We start from the raw sequence: 22,150 nt of genomic DNA on the forward strand, positions 1-22,150 counted from the left end.
AGGAAGCTGTGGAACGGGCCATGGCGAAGGGTTTTTGCGCTCATGCGAGCGACTTTCGGCCCAATTTCGGTATATTCCAAGAAATCGGGCCGGGCAATGGCCGATGCCCCGCAGGGTCACTTCCGCTGCCTTCGCGTTGCCCTCGCCGCTCTCAACTCGGCGGCAGGGCGGCGCATAGGTTTTCGTCCGTGACGACTCAGGCCGAATTCGACGGCGAGCGGGTGGAAGTCGCGCCCGGCGGTGAGGCAACTGCGAATTTCACCGTGCGCAACAACACCGACATCGTCGAGGCGTACGAGTTCGAAGTCATCGGCGAATGCGCGGACTGGACCGCGGTGATCCCCGAACGCCTCCCGGTCTACCCGGGCGAGCAGGGCACCGTCACGCTCGTGCTGCGCCCGCCGCAGTCCGCCGACGTGCCCGCGGGCGAGGTGCCGCTGGCCGTGCGGGTCGTGCCGGTCGAGCAGCCCGACCTCGTCGCCGTGCCGGAGACGACCGTCGTCATCGCCCCGTTCCACCGCTTCCGCGGCGCGCTCACCCCGCAGCGGCGACGCGGGTGGCGCAGCGGCCGGTTCGTGGTGTCGGTGCACAACCAGGGCAACACCCCCATCGCCGTTCCGCTCGCGGCCACCGACCCGGCCGAGGAGCTCGCCTTCTCCTTCGAGTCCGACCGGCTCGCGCTCAACCCCGGCGACCGCGCCGAGATCCGCCTGCGGGTGCGCGCGGGCGGGCTCATCTGGTTCGGCAAACCCGCGTCGAAACCCTTCCACGTCACCGCGTCCGGCAGCGCCGAGGAAGCCGACACTGAAGGGCTCGACGGCGAGCTCCTGCAGGTGCCGCTGCTGCCGCGGTGGCTGCTGGCCCTGCTCGGGTTGCTGCTGGCGCTGCTGCTGCTCTGGTACACCCTCGTGCTGCCCGAGCTGACGAGCGCCGCGCAGGAGGCCGCGCGCCGCGAGACCCAGCAGATGGTGGCCGACGGCGAGCTCGGCCCGCCACCTCCACCCGGTGGCGAGCAGCCGCCGCCCGGTGAGCCCGGCGGCGGCGAACCGCCCCCGCCCGCGAACCCGGCGGCCGCCGGTCAGCAGCACTCGGCGACCATCGAGCTCAACACCAGGCCGGGCGGCTCGGCGGTGCGCTCCTACGAGGTCCCGGAGGGACAGGACTTCTACGTCACCGACCTCGTGCTGGCCAACTACCAGGGCGACGAAGGGCTGCTGACCATCGAGTTCGACGGGCGGATCATCACCACGATCGCGCTGGAGACCTTCCGCAACCAGGACTACCACTGGGTGACGCCGATCAAGATCCCCAGCGAGGCGACCGTCGAGGCGACGGTGCGCTGCGCCCGCCCGGGCACGCCGCCCTACGGTCCGACGGCGTCCCGCTGCGTGCAGCAGCTCAACGCGAGCGGGTCGCTGGCGCCCGCTCCGCGCTGAAGCGTGTTCACGTTCCGCGCACGAGAGGGTGAACCCACCCTGTGAAGTCCCCGAACGAGTGATCTCCGGTGGCTGCGGGCAACAGGTCTGGTTAGAACGTTGCGCAGCCGATCTTGTCACTCGAGGGGACCCAGGAGGGTTTCGTGCCGAAGTCAAGACACCGCGCTCCCACCGCCTGCTTGCGCCAGTGGATCACCTGGGCGGTGGCGGCCCTGGTGGCCGCCGCCGCGTTCGCCGTCCTCGCCCCGATCGGCGGGCAGATGCCCGTCATCTGGACGTTCGTGCTGCTCCTGCTGTGCTTCGCCACCGGGTCGATGGCCGGCTCGATGCTGCTGTCCCGGCCGCTGCGCCAGGACGGGCACCTGGTGTTCTCGGCCGTCCGGGAACCCGAGGCCATCGAGCAGGCGCCCGTCGAACGCCCCAAGTCCCTGCCCGCCCCCGAACGCCCCAACACCGCCCCGCGCACCGACGAGACCCCGGCCTTCGCCACCTCCGACGACCTGGAGGTGACGGTCCTGGTCTCCGGCAACGACGGCTCGGAGCAGTCCGGCGGCGAACTCGCCGGAGCCGGGTTCGCCGACCTCAGCGCCGCCTACGTCGTCCCCGTCATCCCCGCCCAGCAGGCCCGGGACTCGGTCAGCGAGGGCGAAACCGGTGCGGACGAGCCGGATTCGGGCCCGTACCCGGGCGCGGTGAAGGCCAAGCCCAACGGTAAGTCGCCGCGCAGCGACTACCGCGTCAAGGGCAACGCCCGCTCCAAGCGCTACCACACGATGCAGTCGCCCTACTACGAGCGGACCAAGGCCAGCGTCTGGTTCCGCTCGGCCGCCGACGCCGAAGCCGCCGGCTTCTCCGCCTGGAACAGTCGCACCAAGAACCCGCTCTGATCTGGGGCGACGCCGTCCGGTGGTGCATGCTCGACGCGGCCGGACGAATTCTCCGGGAGGAGAGGCGATGTACCGAATGACCGTGATCTACGACCACCCCGACGACCCCGAGGCGTTCCTGCGGCACTACCGCGAGGTGCACGCGGTGCTCACGAGCAAGATGCCCAAGCTGCGGTCCTACCAGTGGGGCGTGTGCGAGATGCCCGACGGCAGCACCCCGCCGCACTTCGTGGTCGCCACCCTCGACTGGGCCAGCAAGGACGACGCGCTCGCGGCCATGCAGTCCCCGGAGGGACAGGCGGGCGCCGCCGACCTCGGCGGCTTCACCGAGCCGGATAAGGTTCGCCTGGTTTTCTCGGAGCTCACCGACGCCGTCTAGCCTGGCGGGGTGGATTTGGCGTTGCCTGAGTGGACCGTGCTCGCACTGCTGCGGGAGGAGTCCCGGCACGGCTTCGCGCTGGCCGGGCTCACCGCGCGGCAGGGCGAGCTGGGCCGGGTCTGGCACGTCCCGAAACCGATGATCTACCGCGCGCTGGACCGGCTGACCAAGGCCGAGCTCATCGCTCCGTCCGGTGTGGAGTCCGATCGCGGCCCGTCGCGGACGGTGTTCGCGCTGACCGACTCCGGGCGCGACGCGGTGGAGGAGTGGCTGCACCGGCCGGTCGAGCACGTGCGGGAGATGCGCTCCACGCTGCTGATGAAGCTGGCGCTGCTGGACCGCCGCGATCTCGACCGCGCCCCGCTGCTGCGGCGGCAGCGGGAGGTGCTGGAGCCGATCGTCAGCGCCCTCGACCAGGAGCGCGCCGACGGCGACGGCTTCACCGAAGTGCTCATGACCTGGCGCTACACCAGCGCCGACGCCGCGCTGCGGTTCGTCGCGGAGCTGGAGTCCCAGGCCGAGTAGTTTCAGCGCAGTCCGGCGCGGCGGCGGACCCACGAGGGCGGCTGACCGCACTCGGCGGCGATCTCGCGCCAGGCCATCCCGGCCGCGCGCCGGTCGTCGAGGTAGTCGGTGATGGTGGCGAAGCCGAACTCGGCGGCCACCCGCGCGGCCCGCTCGGCGCAGCGCTCCCGGTTGGTGGCGTGCGCGGTCTTGGCGATGCCGTGGCGAGCCAGGGCCGTCTCGACGGCGCCGCGCCCGAACCCGACCTCGTGGGCGATGGCCCGGATTGACCGGCGCTGCAGCACGTGCCGGTCGTGCAGGTAGTCGGCCACCGAGCTGAAACCCCACTCGCCGATCCGTGCCAGCCACGGTGCGTCGAACCGGCGACCTGCGGCGATTCCCTCGATCTCGCGGGCTGTTTCGGCGTCCACGCTGGACAGGTGGCGGCACAGCCAGTCCTTGTGCAGTCCCGCTTCCCGGCTGATGGCCGCCAGGCTGCGGCCGGCCGCGACCCGGTCCCGCACCAGCGAGCCGATGTCGGCGAAACCCAGTGCGGCAGCGGCGTTCCGGGCGGTCTCGCGCAGCTTCGCCAGCTTCTGCCGCCGGGTTCCCTCGGCACGGGCGGCGGGGGAGATGGCCGCCAGCGTGCGCAGCGTCTTGGCGCGGCGCTGCTCGGGTTGCCTGCGGCCGCGCGAGGCGCGGGCGGCGGCCTTGGTGAGCTCACCGCTGCGCAGCCAGACCTCGCCCTGCTCGCACCCCGCGCGCACGTGCGGGTCCCGCAGCCGCCGGGTGCGCATCGCCACCGCCCGCCGCTGACGCGTGCCCTCGCCTTCCAACGACTGGTTGCGCTCCAGGCCGAAGGCCTCGCGGTAGGCGAGGTGGGTCCAGCCGTGCGCGGACAGGTGGGCGGGGATGGAGCGGAACCACTGCCCGCACAGGTGGCACAGCACCCGGTCTCCTTCGCGGACCACGACGCCGGTCGGTGCGTACTGCGACAAGACTGCCTCCCGCCTCACTAGTAACAGTGAGACTAGCGGGTCGGACGATCTTCGGGAAGCCCTGGCCTCAGCGGGCGAGGGCCCGCGAGATCAGGCCGTGCAGGAGTTCGTCGACGAGCTCGGGGTGCTCCAGGGTCACCATGTGCCCGGAGCGCGGGATCATCGCGAGTCGCGAGCCCGGCACCGCGTCGGCGATCGCGCTGCTGCGCTCCGGCGGGATCGTCCGGTCCTGCTCGGCGCCGATCACCAGCGTCTCGACCCCGGCGAACGCGGGTAGGGCCGCGCGGCGGTCGAGGGTGAGGAACTGCGGGACCAGCGCGATCAGCGCGTGCACCGGGTTCGACCGGGTCAGCTGGAGCACGAAGTCCACCAGCGGCGGCGGCACCCGCGAGGCGAAGGCGAAGCTGCGCGCCACCAGCAGCGCGGCCCGCCGCATCGCCTGGCAGGACACCCGGGTCAGCCGCAGCCGGTCGATGGCGGCCAGTACCAGGTTCGCCGCCTGCGGCGGCAGCACGGCCCGGGCGTTGACCGGAGCGGCCGCGGTGGTCACGAGCCCGGCGCCGACGACGCGCTCGGCGAAGAGATCGGGGTGGCGCTCGGCGAAGGCCATGACCCCCATGCCGCCCATCGAGTGCCCCACCAGCACGACCGGCCCGGCCGGGGCCGCCTGGTCGATCACGGCGGCGAGGTCGTCGCCGAGCTGGTCGAGGGTCAGCCGGTCGAGGTCGCCGAGCTCGGAGCCGCCGTGCCCGCGCTGGTCGTAGCAGACCACGCGGGCGCGGCGGGCCAGCGAGGAGCGCTGGAACAGCCACATGGCGCTGTCGGCCAGGTAGCCGTGGCAGAGCACGACCGTCACCGGGGCGTCCGGATCACCCTCGACCTCCACGTGCAGCCGCACTCCGTCGGTGGCGGTGACGGCGGCCGAGCGAGTCGCGGCCCTCGGTGGACTGGTCATCGAGCACCGCGCCTTCCGTTCGGGGAGCACGGCCGTGACCGAACCGTGACGTTCCCACGAAGGTAACGGAAGGTAGTTGGCCTTTCAAGGTGTCACTTGTTTGGCCTAAGTAAGCGTCGCGATGCGGCTACTCAGGGTGTTCAGTGGATCGAGATCAGCCCCAGCGCCAGGCCCGAACCGATGACCACCGCGCACACCAGCAGCGCCCACTTGATCGCGAACCGGTGGTGGTCGCCCAGGTCGACCTTCGCCAGCCCGATCAGCACGTACATCGCCGGCACCAGCGGGCTGAGCATGTGGATCGGCTGCCCGAGCAGCGAGGCGCGGGCGATCTCCATCGCGCTGATGCCGTGCTGCGCACCGGCCTCGGCCAGGATCGGCATCACGCCGAAGTAGAACGCGTCGTTGCTCATGAAGAAGGTGAACGGCACGCTCAGCACCGCCACGATCACGCTGAAGAACGGGAACAGCGCGTCCGGCATCGCCGCGAGCAGGTACTGCGCCATCTGCTCGATCATCCCGGTGCCCGAGAGCACCCCGGTGAACACCGCGGCGGCGAAGACCATCGCGACCACCGCCACCACGCTGTCGGCGTGCGAGGCGATGCGGTCGCGCTGCTGCTCCAGCCGCGGGTAGTTGACGATCAGCGCCAGCGCGCAGCCGATCATGAACAGCACCGAGATCGGCAGCACGCCGACGATGAGCGCGGTCAGCAGCGCGATCGTGAGCGCGGCGTTGAACCAGTACAGCTTGGGGCGCAACGACTCCCGGTCGGGAGCCAGCACGTCGAAGTCGGCGCCGCCGTAGGACGCGGGCGCCACCTCGTCGGGTCCGCCCGCACCGACCAGCGCCGGGGTCGCGGTGCGCAGCCGGGCGCGCTCGCGCTGGCCCAGCACGTAGGCGAGGACGAACACGGTGGCCAGACCGGCGATCAGCGCCGGGATCATCGGCACGAACAGCTGCTGCGGATCGAGTCGCAGCGCGCTGGCGGCCCGCGCGGCCGGACCGCCCCAGGGCACGAGGTTGAGAAGTGCGTTGGTCAGGCACGCCAGCCCGGTCATGATCACCGGGCTCACGCCCAGCCTGCGGTAGATCGGCAGCAGCGCCGAGACCGTGATCATGAACGTGGTCGTGCCGTCGCCGTCCAGCGACACCAGCGCGACGAGCGCGACCGTGCCCACGATCAGCCGCATCGGGTCGTTGCGGGTGAGCCGGACCACGGCGCGCGCGATCGGGTCGAACAACCCGGCGTCGATCATGATCCCGAAGTACAGGATCGCGAACAGCAGCATCGCCGCCGTCGGCGCGACCGAGGTGATGCCGTCGGTGATCATGTCGCCGAGGTCCGGGGCGAAGCCTCCGACCAGCGCGAACACCGCCGGGACGGCGATCAGCGAGACCATCGGCGACAGCCGTTTGCTCATCACCAGGTAGAGGAAAACGGTCACCATGCCTAAGCCGAGCAGCGCGATCAACGCGTCCTCCTCCCCGCGGACCTCCGGTGGTCCTCGTTACAGCGGCGTTGCGTTCCGGGGAACCGTAGGTGAGCCCGGTCATCCTGACGAGAGTTGTCGATGTTGTTCGCGTATCCCGCGTTCGCAGCGTTCTGCGCGTTCTGCTCACCACGTATCGTCGGGGCATGCCCCACCGCCCGATGCGGTTCGCGCGGCAGGCCCTGGTGCTGCAGGTCGGCTTGATCACGCTGGTCACCGCGATCGGGTTCGTGCTCGTCGCGTCCCTGCTCGATCGCCACCTCGTCGACCAGTACTCGCAGCGCGCGCTGACCGCCGCCCGCGTCATCGCCACCGACACCGACCTGGCCGACGAGGTCGCCCGCGGCGACCGGCAGGCGGTGCGCGACCAAGCGGAGCGGGCCCGCGCGGCCTCCGGCGCGCTGTTCGTCGTCGTCACCGACCGCAACGGCATCCGCCTGTCGCACCCCAACCCCGCCGAGATCGGCGAGCGGGTCAGCACCGATCCGCGAGAAGCGTTGGCGGGCAACGAGGTCGTCGCCGTCCAGCGCGGCACGCTCGGCTACTCCGCCCGCGGCAAGGTCCCGCTGCGCGACCCGAGCGGGGCCGTGATCGGGCAGGTCAGCATCGGCTTCGACGCCGCCGACATCACCACCGCGCTGCTGCGGCTCATCGGCACCACCGCCGCGTTCACCGGGGGAGCGCTGCTGGTCGGCGTCGCCGGGGCGGCGTGGCTGACCCGGATGCTGAAACGCCGCACGCTCGGCCTGGAACCGCAGGAGCTCGCCGAACTGGTGCGCCAGCGCGAAGCCGTGCTCTACGGCATCGGCGAGGGCGTGCTCGCCGTCGACGCCGACGGTGCGGTGTCGGTCCGCAACCGCGAGGCCGAGCGGCTGCTCGGCATCCCGCTGGAGCCCGGGACACCGGTGTCCGACCTGGACCTGCCGCCCCGGGTGCGCGAACTGCTGCTCGGCGGCGGGCAGGTCGACAACCTCATCACCCTCACCGGCGAGCGCGTGCTGGTCGTCGGGCACCGCCCGGTCAGCCGCGGCGACGTGGCGCTGGGCAGCGTCCTGACCCTGCGCGACCGCACCGACCTGGAATCGCTCAACCGCGAGCTGGACAAGGTGCGCAGCACCGCCGACACGCTGCGCGCGCAGCGCCACGAGTTCACCAACCGCCTGCACACCCTCTCCGGCCTGCTGCAGACCGGGAGGCAGGAGGAGGCCGTCGACTACGTGCAGGCGCTGACCCTTGGCGAGATCACCGGGCTCGGCCCGGCCGGCGACGCCGTCCGCGACCCCTACCTGGTGGCGTTCCTGTCGGCGAAGAAGTCGGTGGCCGCGGAGAAGGACGTCGCGCTGGAGCTCGCCGAGACCAGCTGGGTCCCGACGCCGCTGGCCGCGCCGGTGGAGGTGATCACCGTCGTGGGCAACCTCGTCGACAACGCCATCGACGCCGCCCGGGTGGGCGCGGCGCGCCCCGCGCGCGTCGAGGTGGACCTGCTGGCCGACGGCACCACCCTGCACGTGTCCGTTGTGGACACCGGTGACGGCGTGCCCGAGGATCGGCGCGAGGAGATCTTCGCCGAATCCGTCACCTCCAAACCCGACGGCAACGGGCTCGGCCTCGCGCTGAGCCGCCAGGCGGCGCGAGGCCTGGGCGGCGACGTGTGGGTGACCGGCCCGGACTCGTCGTTCGTGGCGAAGATGCCGCGAGCACTCGAAACCCCCGCCAGCGAGGAGGCACGAGCGTGATCGGTGTGGTCGTGGTGGACGACGACTTCCGCGTGGCCCAGGTGCACGCCGAGTTCACCGAGCAAGTACCGGGATTCCGCGTGCTGGGCGTCGCCCACACCGCGGCCCAGGCCCGCGAGCTCATCGACACCAGCAGCCCCGACCTGGTGCTGCTGGACAACTACCTGCCCGACGCCGACGGCGTCGCCCTGCTCGCCGAGCTCGACACCGACGCGATCGTGCTCACCGCCGCCACCGACCCGGCCACCGTCCGCGCCGCCCTCGCCGCCGGAGCGCTGAACTACCTGATCAAGCCGTTCACCGCCGAGCAGCTCGCCGAGCGCCTGCAGGCCTACGCCCGCTTCCACGCCCGCCTGCCGGTCACCGGAGGCGCGGTCGACCAGGAGGAGATCGACCGCGCCCTGCGCCTGCTCCGCGAGGGCGACCGCCCCGCCACCCCCAAGGGCCGCTCCACCCTGACCACCCAGCTCGTCCGCGACGCCCTCCGCAACGCCCCGCACCCCCGCTCGGCGGCCGAGATCGCCGACGAACTCGGCATCTCCCGCGCCACGGCTCAGCGCTACCTCGCAGCCCTCACCCAGGACGGCGCCGCCACCATGACCCTCCGCTACGGAGCCAGCGGCCGCCCAGAACACCAATACGAACCCGCCTGACCAACCCTCGCCCGGTCGGTGGTCGCGGGAGGTGGTGGTGCTGCGGTGGGGGCAGTTTTGGTCCGAACCGCCCGGGATCCCAGGGGTGGGATCCCGGGCGGTTCGGACCAAAACTGCCCACTGGTGACTCCCGCGCCCCTCGGAACTGGGGAACAGGGCTGCGGCCGGTCCCTCGTCCGTGGTGGTTGGGGAGGTCGGGGAGCGGGTATGCGGGTGGGGCGCGAGTCGAGTGGAGGTGGGTCGCATGGCCGAGCGTGGCCGGTTTCCGGTGCTGGTGGGGTTCGACGGGTCCGAGGCGTCTCGGGAGGCCGTGCGGTGGGCGGCTCGGGAGGCGTCGAGCCGGGGGTGTCCGCTGGTGCTGATGCACGTCCTGGCGCGGCCGTTCCAGCACTCGCTGCCGATGCGGATCCCCGACGAGCACGACGTGATGACCAAGCTGAGCAACGCCGTGCTGGAGCAGCTCGAAGCGCTCGAGGACGAGTGCCGCAAGATCGACCCCGACCTGCAGGTCAGCAAGGACATGCCGATCGGTGACGCCGCCGAGGTCCTGGTCGAGCGGGCCGGGGACGCCGCGCTGGTGGTGCTGGGCGGGCCGCTGGTGGGCTCGCGCACCGACCGGCTGGGCGTGACCGCGGCCGAGGTCGTGGCCCGCCGCGCGGCCGCGCCGATCGTGGTGGTGCGCGGGCAGGCCGGGACCCGGCCCGACTCGCCGGTGGTCGTGGGCGTCGACGGGTCGGCGGTGAGCGAGCGGGCCATCGGCTTCGCCTACGAGACCGCCGCGCGGCTCGACCGGCCACTGGTGGGTGTCCACTCGTGGGGTGAGACGGCGTTCAACCCGTTCGACATCGTCGACGAGTGGGACGCCGATCGCAGCGAGTTCCGGGACCGTGCGCGGGAGATCCTCAGCGAGTCGATGGCCGGCTGGGCCGATCGCTACCCGGACGTGCAGGTCCGCCACGTCGTCGGCCCGGAACAACCCGCCACCCTCCTGCTCGGCGAGACCGACGGCGCGACGCTGCTGGTCGTGGGCAGCCACGGCAGGGGAGCGGTCCGCCGCACCTTCATGGGCTCGGTCAGCCACGCCGTCCTCAACCAAGCCCCCTGCCCGGTCGCGGTCCTGCCCGCCGAGTGACCCCGCGGCAGCGGGCTCGAGACGGCCCGGATGGGGGCTGGGCCGGACGCCGTGCGCGCGTCAGCCTGAGGGAGACCTCGATTCGGCGCTGAGGAGGCTGGGCATGGGGACTGGCGCGTTCGGCTACCCCGAGGGGCCGGTGCACAAGCCGGTCGGGCGGATCCGGCACCTCGTGGGTGCCGCGACCACTCCGGCCGGACCGTCGCTGGGGCGAGTGGCGCTGGAACGCAACGCCGGACAGCGGCGTGCCCGGCTCACCGCCGCCGTGACGGCGCGGCGGAGAACTCCGACGATGCGCGCCCTGGTCGCCTCCACCGGTGGGCGGTTGCGCTGGCGCGACGTTCCCGCGCCGCCGTCGCCGGGACCGGACGCCGCGCTCGTGCACCCGATCGCCGTGGCCAGCTGCGACCTCGACCGGGCGATGGGGCTGGGCCGGACGCCGTTCGTGCTGCCGTTGCAGTTCGGGCACGAGTGCGTCGCCGAGGTCGTCGAGATCGGGGAGAACGTGACCTCGGTGCGGCCGGGCGACCAGGTCGTCGTGCCGTTCCAGATCAGCTGCGGTCGCTGCGCGCCCTGCTCGCGCGGCCTGACCGGCAACTGCGCCGCGGTCCCGCCGATCTCGATGTACGGGTTCGGCGTCACCGGCGGGCACTGGGGCGGGGTGCTCGCCGACCTGGTGTCGGTGCCCTTCGCCGACGGGATGCTCGTCCCGCTGCCCGCCGAGGTCGACCCGGCCGCGGCCGCGTCGGTCGCCGACAACGTCGCCGACGGGTACCGGCTGGTCGCCCCGCACCTGCCCGCGATCCTCGCCGCCGACCCCGACGCTCCCGTTCTCGTCCTCGCCGAGCTCGGCCGCCGGATGCCGCTGTCGGCGAGCGCGCCCCTCTACGCCGCGCTCGTCGCGCGGGCGCTGGGGGCGCGCCAGGTGCACTTCGTCGACCGCCGGCCGCACCTGCGACGCCACGCCGACGCGCTCGGCCTGCACGCCCACCGGCCGGAGGACGTGCCGTCGCTGCCGCTCGCCCCGCTGGTGGTCGACGGCACCGTCACCGCACCCGGCCTGGCCACGGCCATCAGCCGGACCGCGCCCGACGGCACCTGCGCGGCCATCGCCTCGATGCGCCGCACCACCAAGATCCCGACGGCCCTGATGTACGGCCGCAACATCAGCTTCCACCTGGGGCGGTCGCACGCCCGCGCCCAGATCCCGGCCGTCCTGGAGCTCATGGCCACCGGCGCGCTCGACACCACCGCGGTGACCACGCACCTCGGCTCGCTCGACGCCGCCGACCGGGTCTTCGGCGAGCACCTGCGCGGCGACGCCACCAAGACGATCGTCGTGGAGCAGCGGTCACCGGCGCGATGACCGCTGCTCCGCACGACATCAGGCCGGGCCGAAGTTCCAGATCGACCGCTGACCCGGGGTGTTGCCGTTGATGCGCTTGAGGTCGACCTCCGAGGTGTCCGGCAGCGACGGATCGGTGAGGACCTCGACGACGTAGGGCCTGCCCTCCGACACCGCCTGCACCGCCTTGGACAGGCTCGGTTCCAGGTCGGCGACCGAGTCCACCAGGCAGCCGTCGACGTCGAAACCGGCCGCCAGCGTCACGAACGACAGGCCCGGCCTGCCGTCGAGGTGCAGGTAGTCGGTGTCGCCGCTGGGCTCCCAGTCGTAGGACTTGCGCATCACGTCCAGGCCGACGCGCAGCGTCTTGTACTGCTTGTTGTTGGTGATCAGGTACAGCACCGGCAGCCCGAGCCGCACCGCCGTCCACCAGGTGTTGAGGTAGAACAGCGCGGAGCCGTCGCCGACCGCGTTGACCACGATCGGCTGCTTGCCGCCCGGCTGCGCCTGGCCGCGCACCGCGTCGGCGACGCCGAGGCTCGCCGGCATTGAGAAGCCCAGCGAGCCGCCCTCCGAGGACATGTAGCTGGTCGAGGAGTCGTAGGTCAGGCCCGCCACGAAGTCCGCGGTGTCCGAGCAGGCCTCGTTGATCAGGTGCACCGAACGCCCCCGCAGCACGCGGTCGAGGGTGTCGACCAGCATCGCCGGGGCGATGCCCCGCTCGGGAATCTCCCGGGCGCGCTCCTGGAACTCGGCCGCGAGCGTCCGATCCTCCTGCGCCAGCTCGTCGTTGAGGGCCGCGACGTGCCCCCGGTCGTAGTCGGAGTGGTCCCGGATCGCCGAGGTGAGCTTGGGCAGCGCGTCCTTGATGTCGCCCAGCGCCGCGGCGTCCCCGCAGTGGTTCTTGCCGATCTGCCACGGATCGTTGTGCAGGTAGATCTGCTTGAGGTGACGGGGGATCAGCGGTCCCTCGTCCCAGTTGTAGATCACCAGCTGGGCCTGGGCGTTGAAGCCGCACAGGAACACCGCGTCGCGCACCGTGCCCTCGTCCTTGCGCCCCAGCACCTCCCGCACCTGCTCCTGCACGCTCGGCAGCTCCCCGCGGGCGTGCGGCAGGTGCGGCGGGTAGTTCAAGTAGCTGCTCAGCTGCTCGGTGTAGACCGGGGCGCCGATCGTGGTCGCGAGATCCCGCAGCTCCTGCCACGCGTCGGCCTCGCCGACGCCGTCACCGGCGACGATGACCGGGTTCCGCGAGCGGGCCAGCAGATCCGCCGCCTTGTCCAGCTCCGAGGGCTGGGCCTGGAACTCGGCGCCGATGCGGGTGAAGCGGCCGCGGTTCGGGTCGGTGCCGTGCTCGACCAGGAACTCCCACGGGATCGACAGGAACACCGGTCCCATCGGCGGCGCCAGCGCCGTCTTGAGCGCGCGCTGCATCGCCATGCCGATCTCGTTCGGGCCGCGCACCTCGTAGGCCCACTTGGTGTACTGCCCGGCGACGCGCACCAGGTCCGAGCCCAGCAGCGGTTCCTGGATGAGCAGGTTGCTGTGCTGCTGCCCGCACAGCACGATCAGCGGCACGTGCGAGCGGTAGGCGTTGAACAGGTTGCCGATCGCGTGCCCGGCACCCGGTGTGACGTGCAGTTCCACCGCGCCGGGCACGACCTCGCCGGCCTCGGTGCGCTTGTGCCGCGCGTAGCCCATCGCGGCGCCGAGCGCGATGTTCTCGTGCAGGCAGGGCACGTAGGAGATCCCGTTCTCCGGCACGTCGGTGCCGTCGATGAGCGGGATCTCGTTGGTGCCGGGAACCCCGTAGAGCCGGTCGACGCCGGCGTGGGCGAGGTAGTCGAAGATGATGTCCCGCCCCAGGTGGCTGTGGTTCTCCTCCTCGATCGGGAGCCACCCGGCGAGTTCGGTGACGGTGTCGGTCACGGCCTTTCCCCCTCAGCTGCGATGAACGCGGACAGCGGTGAGCAGGACCGCGACGCGGCACCGGAGGCACGCGCGGGCCGCACGGAACGCCTCGGCGACCCGGTCCCCAGCGAGCAGCGGCGCGTTGCGTCCCCCAGCGACGAACGCGCGGTTCCCCCAGAACCGCTCGTGCACGACGGCGGGCGAACCCGCCGACTCCTCGAAGGTATCAGGAAAGTCACGTCGTGCGAGCCGATTCGCGCGAGTCGCCGCGACAGCACCGGCAGGCAGTGGAGATAGACGAGGTCTATCGCTCCCCTTCAGGATCGGTATGGACGAATCCCTAGAACTGTTTGATCGAGCGCCCTCCAGCTGAGAGCCTCAGCTCCGAGCACACAACGAAAGAGGTTCCGCCCGTCCGGGTGCGGGATGCGACATCGCTTGCGGCGCAACGAGAAAGCGGCGAAGCGGCTCGCTCGTGCCGAATTTCTCGACACAAACAGGGTTTTCACCATGACAACGAAACAGAACAGCGGTGCGGCCAATCATACCGTCTTCGCGGTGTCGATCGCCGTGTCCGCACTGGTCGTCCTGTGGGGAGCGATCGACCCCGCCGGGTTCTCCACCGTCACCACGCAGCTTTTCGACCACGTCGTGTCGGACATGAGCTGGTTCTTCCTGCTGGCAGCGAACATCCTGCTGGTGTTCGCGATCTACCTGGCGGTCAGCGGCTACGGCCGGATCAAGCTCGGTGCCGATGACGACAAACCGGAGTTCGGCAGGTTTTCCTGGTTCGCCATGATGTTCCAGGCCGGGATGGGTCCGGCTCTCATCTTCTGGGGCCTGGCCGAACCGCTCTCGCACTACGTCGACGTCCCCTTCGGACTCGCGCCCCCGGAGACCGACGCGGCCGCCGGTGTGGCGATGGAGTACTCGTTCTTCCACTGGGCGCTGCACCCGTGGGCGATCTACGCGGTCGCGGGGCTCGCCGTCGCCTACTTCACCCATCGCCGGAGTGAGCGCGGTCTGCTCAGCGCGATCTTCCGCCCGCTGCTGGGAGATCGGGTCGACGGGCCGATCGGCAAGGCCATCGACATCCTGGCCGTGCTCGCCGTCGTGTTCGGCATCGCCGTCGCGCTGGGCCAGGCGGGCCTGCAGATGACCGCGGGTCTCGGCGAAACCTTCGGCATGTCAACGGGAATCGTCGTGCAGCTGGTCGTGCTGGCGCTGACCACGGCCGCGTTCATGGGATCGGCGACCACGCGGATCGAGCACGGCATCAAGTGGCTGTCGAACATCAGCATGCTCATCGCCCCGATCCTGCTGATCTTCTACTTCGTCGTCGGTCCGACCATCACCCAGCTCAACGCGTTCACCGAAGGGCTCGGCAACTACCTCGGCGACATCGTGCCGATGAGCTTCCGGCTCGACGCCTTTGACCCGAACAACGGGTGGATGGGCAGCTGGACCGTCTTCTACTGGTCCTGGTGGATCGCCTGGGCGCCCTACGTCGGCCTGTTCATGGCGCGCATCTCGAAGGGCCGCACGATCCGCGAGTTCGTCGCGGCCACCGTGCTGGTGCCCAGCGCGGTCAGCGTCATCTGGATCGCGGTGTTCGGCGGTGCCGCGCTGCACCTGGCCCGCAACGGCCTGGCCGGTGACATCGCCCGGACCGTGAGCGAGAGCCCGGCCGCCGGCATGTTCGTGTTCATCCAGCAGTACCCGCTGCCCGGGCTGCTGTCGGTGATCACGCTGATCGTGCTGTGGGTGTTCTTCGTGGCCGGTGCTGACGCGGGCACCGTGGTGCTCGGTGAGCTGTCCACCGGCGGCAAGCCCGACCCCAAGACGTGGGTGCGGCTGCTGTGGGGCGTGCTGCTGGCGGGTGTCGCGGCGGTGCTGCTGGTCTCCGGCGGGCTCGACGGGTTGCAGAAGGCCTCGGTGCTGACCGGGACGCCGTTCGCGATCATCCTCGTGGGCATCTGCTTCGCCTTCCACAAGGCGCTGCGCGAGGACCGCGGGTTGCACGCGCCCCGCTCGGCGGCGGTGGAACCGGAGAAGCCGGAGAAGCCCGAGGAGGAACCCGTGCCGCAGCCGTAGGGCTCGGTGTGTGGAAGGTTTTTGCCAGAATCGCCCGGGGTCTCGTGGTGAGATCCCGGGCGATTCTGGCAAAAACTGCCCCCTGGTGACCCTTACGCCACCGGGGGACGCAGGGCTCAGGAGTCCCAGGGACCCGTGATGGCGTAGAGAACGCCCGGGTTCTGGACGTTGGCGAACAGGGTGCTGCCGTCGGGGGAGAAGACCGGGCCGCAGAACTCGCTGAACTCGGGCGCGAGGTCGGTGCCGGTGTTGATCTCGTTGCGGGCCAGCGGGTAGGTCTGGCCGTCGGTGGTGACGCCGAAGAGGTGCTGCTGGCCGTCGCCGTCCTCGGCGAGGATGAGGCCGTTGCCTCGGGAGGAGACGGTGATGTTGTCCGGGCCGTCGAACCCGGTGGCGTCGTCCTGGTCGTACTCGAACCGCAGCTTGAGCTCGATGGTCTGCTCGCGCGGGTCGTAGAACCACACCTGACCGTCGTGCGGCGTTCCGGGGCTGTCCTCGATCCGGGCGTAGCTGCACACGAAGTACGCGCCGCCGTCGCCCCACCAGGCGCCTTCGAGCTTGCGGCCGCGGGTGATCTCGTCGTCGCCGACCTGCTCGCGGATCGAGGTCGAGGCCGCCGCCCGGTCGGGAACCGCGACCCAGGTGAGCGCGTAGGTGGTGCCGACCTCGGTCGCCCGGGACAGGTCGTCGACGTGCCGGCCCGACTCGTCGGAGGCCTTCATCGCCTCCAGGACCCCGTCGTCGTCGCCGAGCGCCCGCAGCGCGCCGGGGCCGAGCGGCAGCGCCGAGGCGGGCGGGGTGAACCGGTAGAACAGGCCGTTGGGGCCGGAGGCGTCCTCGGTCTGGTAGATGTGCCCGGTGTCCGGGTCGACCACCGCGGCCTCGTGCGAGAAGCGGCCGAGCGCCTTGATCGGCTTCGGGTCCCGGTTGGCCTCCCGGTCGTGGGGGTCGACCTCGAAGGTGAAGCCGTGGTCGCGCTCGTGGCCGTCCTCGCCGGCCCTGGCCTCGGTCTCCTCGCAGCTGAGCCACGTGTTCCACGGCGTGCGGCCGCCCGCGCAGTTGGTGGAGGTCCCGGCCAGCGCGACGTGCTCGCTGATCCGGTTGCCCTCGGCATCGACCTCGACGACGGTGCAGCCGCCCGGCGCTACCGGGTCGTAGGTGAGCCCGTCGATGCGCGGCACCGGGAACTCGGCGTCGTGCCCGACGTTGATCTCGTGGTTGTAGACGATGACGCTGCCGCCGCCGGGACGCTCGAAGGTGGCCATGCCGTCGTGCTTCTGCGGCGTCGGCTCGCCCGATTCCAGCACTGTCTTGCCCGCCTCGGTGATGATCTTGTAGCTGAAGCCCTCGGGGAGCGACAGCAACCCGCGGGGATCGGGGATCAGCGGACCGTAACCGGGCGCGGTGCCACCTCCAGCGACCGCGGGGGCCGCGGCGGCGACCGCTCCGACGTTGCCGACGAGCGCGATGCCGATACCGCTCAGCAGCGAGCGCTGCACGAACTGCCTGCGAGAGAGGTCCATCGGGGACTCCTGGGAGACGAGAACGGGAACAGCGCGCCAGCCTCGCCCGCCCGGGCAACCGCAGGATGAACGCGACGAAGCGGGAGAACATCGCAATCCCTGGTTCTACATCATCAGCGCCACGTTCTTCCTGCTGTTCGTGGTGGTGCTGCTGTTCACCCGCTGGGGGTCCGTCCGGTTGGGACCGAACGACTCGCGGCCCGAGTACTCCAACCAGGCGTGGTTCGCGATGCTGTTCACCGCCGGGATGGGCATCGGGCTGGTCTACTACGCGGTGAGCGAACCGGTTTCGCACTTCCTGGAGCCGCCGACCGGGCAGGGCGGCACGGCCGAAGCCGCTCGGGCGGCGATGAACTACACGTTCTACCACTGAGGTCTGCACCCGTGGGCGATCTACATCGTGCTGGGCATGGCCCTGGGCTACTTCGCCTTCCGCAAGGGACTGCCGATGCGGCCCGCGTCGGCGCTGTACCCGCTGATCGGTGACCGGATCTACGGCTGGATCGGGCACGTCGTGGACGTGCTGGCGGTGTTCGGCACGCTGTTCGGCCTGGCGACGTCGCTGGGCCTGGGAGGCCAGCAGGTCGGTGCCGGGCTGGAGACGCTGTTCGGCATCGAGAACTCCACGGTGCTGCAGCTGGTCCTGGTCCTCGGCATCACCTCGATCGCGGTGGTCTCGGTGATGCTGGGCATCGACAAGGGCATCCGGAACCTGTCGCTGATCAACCTGTGGCTGGCGTTCGCGCTGATGGTGTTCGTGTTCTTCTTCGGTCCCTCGGTGGACCTGCTGAACTCGCTGGCCGGCAACCTCGGCTACTACCTGCAGAACCTGCCGCAGACGAGCTTCGAGACCTACGCCAACAACCCGGCCGGTCAGGAGTGGCAGGCCAGCTGGACGCTGTTCTACTGGGGCTGGTGGATCTCCTGGTCGCCGTTCGTGGGCATGTTCATCGCCCGCATCTCCTACGGCCGGACGCTGCGGCAGTTCATCGTGGGCGCGCTGTTCGCGCCGGTCGGTGCGTCGATGGTGTGGCTGTCGATCTTCGGCAACTCGGCGCTGACGCTGCTCACCCAGGACCCGCAGAACCCGTTGGCGGAGGCTGAGTCGTCGACGGCGATGTTCGCGCTGCTGCAGCAGCTGCCGGTTCCGGGTGTGATCGCGACGCTGGCGTCGGCGCTGGCGATCGTCGTGGTCGTGCTGTTCTTCGCCACTTCGTCGGACTCCGGTTCGCTGGTGGTGGACATCCTCACCAACGGCGGTGACCCGAACCCGAAGTGGCAGCAGCGGCTGTTCTGGGCCGTGCTGGAAGGCGTCATCGCCGCGGTGCTGCTGGCCGCCAGCGCCGCCAGCGGTGAGGACGCCCTGACGGCGCTGCAGACGGCGGCGATCGTCATCGGCCTGCCGTTCTGCGTGGTGCTGCTGGTCATCTGCCTCGGCTTCGTCCGAGGACTGGCCGGTGAACGCATCAGCGTCGACGTCGGCCCGCCGCCGGCCACGGCGCTGCGCGAGTCGGCCACCGACGGCCGCCACCGCACGACGGAGGACAAGGCCACCAGCTGACCCCACCCGACGAACAGGGGCACCGGAACCCACCGGTGCCCCTGTTGGCGTTCACGCCCGTTCGAAACGGTCCGCGGGGTCACTCCCACTCGTGGGCGGGGAATGCGCCTGCGAGCCGGTCGAAGTAGCGGAGGTCCTTCCACAGCTTCCGGTTGCCGATGACGTAGAAGCGCCGTTTGGCCCGGGACACCGCCACGTTGAGCAGGTTCGGGCGCGAGGCCGCCCACTGGCGCGCGCCGTGCCGTCGCGGATCACCGCCCAGCACCAGGACGATGACGTCGGACTCCTTGCCCTGCACGGTGTGCACCGTTCCCACGTTGTGCTTCGCGAAGTCCGGTCCGATTTGCGCGCGGAGCCGCTTCTTCGCACCGGTGACGACGTCGCGGAACGGGCTGATCACCCGGACGTCGTCGAGAGCGATGCGCTGGTCGGACAGCCGCACGAACAGATCGGTGAGCGCGTCGCCCTCGTCCTCGATCCAGTGGCCCTCCGACGTCGCGCTCTGGACGTCGATCCAGCGGTTCTCGCCCGGGAACTCGCCGTCGTGCCGGGTCGCGTAGACCATGAGCGTCCCGCCGTAGGCGATGTCGTTGGAGACGTCGAACATCGGCCGGTCGCAGCGTCGGTGCACGCGCAGCGGGGCGCCCACCCAGACCTGCTCGTCGCCGTCCTGAACGGGCAGCGCGGTCCCGTGGCGGGTGAGCCTATCGGCCACGCCCTGCGCCGAGGTCGTTTCCGGCGTCCACTCCTCGTCGACCCGGTGGTGGCGGCGCAGCGCGTGCTGGGCGGAATCCGGCAGCGCCACGATCGGTTCCAGCTGCTGCGGATCTCCCACCACGACGGCGCGTTGACAGCGCCACAGCCCACCTACCACCTGCTGCGGGGTGGCCTGTCCCGCCTCGTCGACGAGCAGCCACCCCAGGCTTTCCCGGCCGAGGCCGGTGAACAAGCGGGGAAGCGAGGCGAACGTCGTCGAGACCATCGGTACGACCAGGAACAACGACTGCCACGCCGCCAACCTCGCTGCCGGGGAGGGACGGACGTTGCCCTGCAGGATCTCGGTCATGACGCTGAGGTTGTTCCGAAGCCGTGGGCCCGAGCGCAGGACGAACGCGCGGTGCAGGCGCAGTGCCTGCAGGAACAGGCGGTTGCGGGCGGTGACGTACTCTTCGTCGGCCCACGGCGCGCACTTCTGGAACTCCTCGTCCCCGGCGAAGTCGTCGGGGATCGGCAGGTGCCCGGGCCAGTTCTCCCGCGCTCGAGTCACCTCGCCCAGCGCCCGGTCGAGCTCGTAGGAGGCCGCGGCGCGGGCCTCCTCGGCCTTCTGCCGCTCCGCCGTCTTGACGTTCAGCCGCTGCTGGAACTGATCCCGCGACGTTTCGGCGTCGCGGAGCCGCTTCTTGGCCGCGTCGCGAGCCTCCTCCAACTGCTCGTGCTTGGCCTGCCACTCGCGCGGTGCCCGGAACCACGTCGCCAAGGAGACCCACAGGCCGGGCCGGTGGCGGAGGTGGCTTTCGTAGTCGCCGTCCGCGTCGCGGAACACCCCGTCGGCGCGCGTGACCTCGACATTGCCGGCCGCCAGGTCGTCTCGCACCAGGGCGCACAGCGCGTCGGCGTCCGCGAACGCTCTCCGCGCCTCTTCCCACTGCCGGCGACACGCGGCCACGGCGGTGATCGACTCGGCGGCTCGCTGCCGGGTGTTCGCGAGGCGTTCCACCTCCGCGCGGGCCCGGCGGAATTCGGCGACGGCGGTCTCCCAGTCCTGCGCGGAGTCCGGATCGTCCTCGGCTTCCTTGAGCATCTCGTACATGCCCTTGGTGCCGTCCTGGTTCTGCGTGCTCTTGTAGTCGGCCCACCAGAAGCGCTTGGCGAACGTGTTGCGGTACTGGAGGTTCCCGAGCGTCGCGGAGACCAGCCCCCACGCGTCGGAGTCGAGGACGTGCGAGGCCAGCTCCGCGAAGTAGTCGGCGCCGAGCGCTTCCTCGGCGTACCCGCGCACCGCGTCGACCCCGGGAACCTCGGCGGAGACGTTCTTCGCCGCGTCGTTGGTGGCGGTGGCGAGGACGATCTCGAAGCCGCTCAACGCGCTGGACACGCCGTGGACCGGGATCTGGTACTTCTTGGGTCCTACCGGCACGAGTTCGATCCGGTCGGTGAAGCCCTCCGCCGGGGAACCGAGCTCCGCGAGGCGGTTCGCGCGATCGACGACGATCCCGGCGACCACGTCGCGCAGCAACGTGGTCTTGCCGGTTCCGGGAGGGCCGTTGACCGAGAAGATCCCGGGGTTGTCGCGGAGTTCGGCGAGGACTCGGTTGACGGCGAACTGCTGGCTGAGCACCAGCGGCTTGGCGGGGTCGCCGGGCCAGCGCCCGGCCGGGATGTGCTGCGGCTCGACAGCGGCGATCACCGCGTCCGGATTGGTCCGCACGTCGATCCGGTGCGCGGTGCCGATCGATCGCTCGTCGGTCAGGTAGTCCCGCAAGGCGGGGCCCACGTCGTCCGCGGCCACGGCTGCTGCGACGTGGTTGAGGTCGTCGGCGATGTGGCTGTTGAGGAAGGTCTGGTCGGCGGAGTCGTCGCGGTTGGGCACCGCCTGGCAGCGGATCCGAACCCCGCGGGCGCCGAGGGAATCGCGCACGCCCAGCGCGGCGGCCATCTCGTCGACGAACGCGTGCAGTGCCGAGGCCGTCACGAGAAGGCGTGGCGTGCTGGGTGTTTCGGTCGCGGATCCGGACTCCTCACCGTCCTCGCCGTCGTCACCGGGGCCGAGCACGCTCTCGGTGAACGCTCCCGCAGCGGCCCCGGCGACGTCGCCCACGACCGGGCCGACGGCGGTCTCCGCGACAGTTTTGACAGCGGTGCCGGCGGCTTCGGCTCCGGCGCTCCACGCGTCCATCCCCGCGGACTTCAGGCGCTGGCCGAAGGCGCGCACGATGCGATCGAAGGGCCCGGGAGTCGTGCTGCCGTCCGGTTCCTCGTCGGTGGCGCGGCGGTCCGGCGGAACCAGCCCGTCCATCTCTGAGGAGAACGCGCGTTCCACGTCGTCGAACCCGTCGAGCGCCTCGGGCGCAGGCTCGGCGGAGGTCAGCTTCCCCAGCGCCCAGGCGCAGGCCGACAGGGTCGCGCCGTTCTCGACCAGGCACCCGTCGGCGTCGATGGTGAGCGCGAACAGGGCGGTGTCGCCTTCGCTCGGACGTTCCTCGCGCGTGTCCTGGCCGAACGCCTTCACCAGCGTCTCGGACACCGCCGCAAGCGGGTACAGCCCGCCGTAGGCGGTGAACCGCCAGGTGTAGCGGTGGGGGAGCGGCTCGTCGAGGAGCGGGTGCCCCGTCTCCCACGGTGCGAGGTCACCGGCGGCCAGGTCGAAGATCTTCTCGTGAGCCTGGCGCCGGTAGGGCTTGGTCTTCGGCACGGTCTGCGGGCTGAGCATCTCGACGCTCCGCCAGAACCGGACGATGTTCGCAGACCGGTTGTCACCCACAGAATTCCCCCAGTGCCGTCGCGCAGTGTGCTCGCTCGATTACCGCACGCGCACTGTAGGGC

15 protein-coding genes and 1 pseudogene are annotated in these 22,150 nt (G+C 71.0%); 10 read left to right on the forward strand and 6 right to left on the reverse strand.

From position 1 onward, the window contains the following. Positions 1–188 precede the first annotated feature (188 nt). From BM424_RS23690 to BM424_RS23705, 4 genes are all read left to right on the forward strand, one after another. Complete coding sequence (locus BM424_RS23690; RefSeq protein WP_217649814.1) at positions 189–1,436, forward strand: COG1470 family protein; 1,248 nt, start codon at positions 189–191, stop codon at positions 1,434–1,436. Between the two features lie 143 nt (positions 1,437–1,579). Then, positions 1,580–2,323 (forward strand): sunset domain-containing protein, encoded by a 744-nt coding sequence (locus tag BM424_RS23695; RefSeq protein ID WP_139274145.1) that lies wholly within the window; start codon positions 1,580–1,582, stop codon positions 2,321–2,323. A 67-nt stretch (positions 2,324–2,390) separates the two neighbouring features. Continuing rightward, a complete protein-coding gene (locus tag BM424_RS23700) occupies positions 2,391–2,702 on the forward strand; it encodes an EthD family reductase (protein WP_093422141.1) in 312 nt (103 codons plus the stop codon). Between the two features lie 21 nt (positions 2,703–2,723). Then, entirely contained in the window at positions 2,724–3,227 is a 504-nt protein-coding gene (locus BM424_RS23705; RefSeq protein ID WP_245776085.1) for a PadR family transcriptional regulator, read from the forward strand. A 2-nt stretch (positions 3,228–3,229) separates the two neighbouring features. On the opposite strand, the gene BM424_RS23710 is transcribed toward BM424_RS23705, so the two are convergent. The 3 genes from BM424_RS23710 to BM424_RS23720 form a co-directional block, all read right to left on the reverse strand. Next, positions 3,230–4,204 carry a MucR family transcriptional regulator gene (locus BM424_RS23710; RefSeq protein ID WP_175548238.1) on the reverse strand — a complete coding sequence of 325 codons (975 nt, stop codon included), beginning with the start codon at positions 4,202–4,204 and terminating at the stop codon, positions 3,230–3,232. A 67-nt stretch (positions 4,205–4,271) separates the two neighbouring features. Then, positions 4,272–5,159 carry an alpha/beta fold hydrolase gene (locus tag BM424_RS23715; RefSeq protein WP_093422151.1) on the reverse strand — a complete coding sequence of 296 codons (888 nt, stop codon included), beginning with the start codon at positions 5,157–5,159 and terminating at the stop codon, positions 4,272–4,274. A 140-nt stretch (positions 5,160–5,299) separates the two neighbouring features. Then, positions 5,300–6,634, reverse strand: coding sequence for a CitMHS family transporter (locus BM424_RS23720; RefSeq protein WP_093422154.1), 1,335 nt, complete (start codon positions 6,632–6,634; stop codon positions 5,300–5,302). A gap of 164 nt (positions 6,635–6,798) precedes the next feature. Here BM424_RS23720 and BM424_RS23725 point away from each other — a divergent pair, with 164 nt between their 5' ends. The 4 genes from BM424_RS23725 (at position 6,799) to BM424_RS23740 (ending at position 11,539) form a co-directional block, all read left to right on the forward strand. Further along, entirely contained in the window at positions 6,799–8,388 is a 1,590-nt protein-coding gene (locus BM424_RS23725; RefSeq protein WP_245776086.1) for an ATP-binding protein, read from the forward strand. After that, positions 8,385–9,041: a response regulator gene (locus BM424_RS23730; RefSeq protein ID WP_093422158.1), complete on the forward strand. Its 657-nt coding sequence runs from the start codon at positions 8,385–8,387 to the stop codon at positions 9,039–9,041. Before BM424_RS23725 ends, BM424_RS23730 begins: the two co-directional genes overlap by 4 nt. A gap of 244 nt (positions 9,042–9,285) precedes the next feature. Next, positions 9,286–10,173 (forward strand): universal stress protein, encoded by an 888-nt coding sequence (locus BM424_RS23735; RefSeq protein WP_093422161.1) that lies wholly within the window; start codon positions 9,286–9,288, stop codon positions 10,171–10,173. Positions 10,174–10,276: 103 nt separating this feature from the next. Then, positions 10,277–11,539, forward strand: coding sequence for a zinc-dependent alcohol dehydrogenase (locus BM424_RS23740; RefSeq protein WP_093422164.1), 1,263 nt, complete (start codon positions 10,277–10,279; stop codon positions 11,537–11,539). An 18-nt stretch (positions 11,540–11,557) separates the two neighbouring features. Here BM424_RS23740 and BM424_RS23745 read toward each other — a convergent pair whose 3' ends face one another. Beyond that, the gene (locus BM424_RS23745) at positions 11,558–13,447 is read right to left on the reverse strand and encodes a thiamine pyrophosphate-binding protein (protein WP_093422166.1); all 1,890 of its coding nucleotides are present in this window, start codon (positions 13,445–13,447) and stop codon (positions 11,558–11,560) included. Positions 13,448–13,939: 492 nt separating this feature from the next. Between BM424_RS23745 and BM424_RS23750 the strand changes: the two genes are divergently transcribed. Then, complete coding sequence (locus tag BM424_RS23750; protein ID WP_093422170.1) at positions 13,940–15,523, forward strand: BCCT family transporter; 1,584 nt, start codon at positions 13,940–13,942, stop codon at positions 15,521–15,523. 116 nt (positions 15,524–15,639) lie between these two features. Here the strand turns inward: BM424_RS23750 and BM424_RS23755 are convergent, their stop codons facing one another. Next, positions 15,640–17,046, reverse strand: a complete 1,407-nt coding sequence (locus BM424_RS23755; RefSeq protein WP_093422172.1) for an alkaline phosphatase PhoX — start codon at positions 17,044–17,046, stop codon at positions 15,640–15,642. Between the two features lie 145 nt (positions 17,047–17,191). Here BM424_RS23755 and BM424_RS23760 point away from each other — a divergent pair. Further along, positions 17,192–18,607, forward strand: a pseudogene (locus BM424_RS23760) (BCCT family transporter). A gap of 79 nt (positions 18,608–18,686) precedes the next feature. Here BM424_RS23760 and BM424_RS23765 read toward each other — a convergent pair. Continuing rightward, on the reverse strand, positions 18,687–22,037 hold the full coding sequence (locus tag BM424_RS23765) for a DEAD/DEAH box helicase (RefSeq protein ID WP_093422427.1): 3,351 nt from the start codon (positions 22,035–22,037) through the stop codon (positions 18,687–18,689). Positions 22,038–22,150: the final 113 nt, after the last annotated feature.

The organism is Saccharopolyspora flava (assembly GCF_900116135.1).
GTDB classification, from domain to species: domain Bacteria; phylum Actinomycetota; class Actinomycetes; order Mycobacteriales; family Pseudonocardiaceae; genus Saccharopolyspora; species Saccharopolyspora flava.

Bases quoted from the DNA above. Each gene is read 5' to 3' on its own strand.
- BM424_RS23700 (WP_093422141.1), top strand. From the start codon at position 2,391: ATGTACCGAATGACCGTGATCTACGACCACCCCGACGACCCCGAGGCG.
- BM424_RS23715 (WP_093422151.1), bottom strand. From the start codon at position 5,159: ATGACCAGTCCACCGAGGGCCGCGACTCGCTCGGCCGCCGTCACCGCC.
- BM424_RS23725 (WP_245776086.1), top strand. From the start codon at position 6,799: ATGCCCCACCGCCCGATGCGGTTCGCGCGGCAGGCCCTGGTGCTGCAG.
- BM424_RS23735 (WP_093422161.1), top strand. From the start codon at position 9,286: ATGGCCGAGCGTGGCCGGTTTCCGGTGCTGGTGGGGTTCGACGGGTCC.
- BM424_RS23740 (WP_093422164.1), top strand. From the start codon at position 10,277: ATGGGGACTGGCGCGTTCGGCTACCCCGAGGGGCCGGTGCACAAGCCG.
- BM424_RS23750 (WP_093422170.1), top strand. From the start codon at position 13,940: ATGACAACGAAACAGAACAGCGGTGCGGCCAATCATACCGTCTTCGCG.
- BM424_RS23755 (WP_093422172.1), bottom strand. From the start codon at position 17,046: ATGGACCTCTCTCGCAGGCAGTTCGTGCAGCGCTCGCTGCTGAGCGGT.
- BM424_RS23765 (WP_093422427.1), bottom strand. From the start codon at position 22,037: ATGCTCAGCCCGCAGACCGTGCCGAAGACCAAGCCCTACCGGCGCCAG.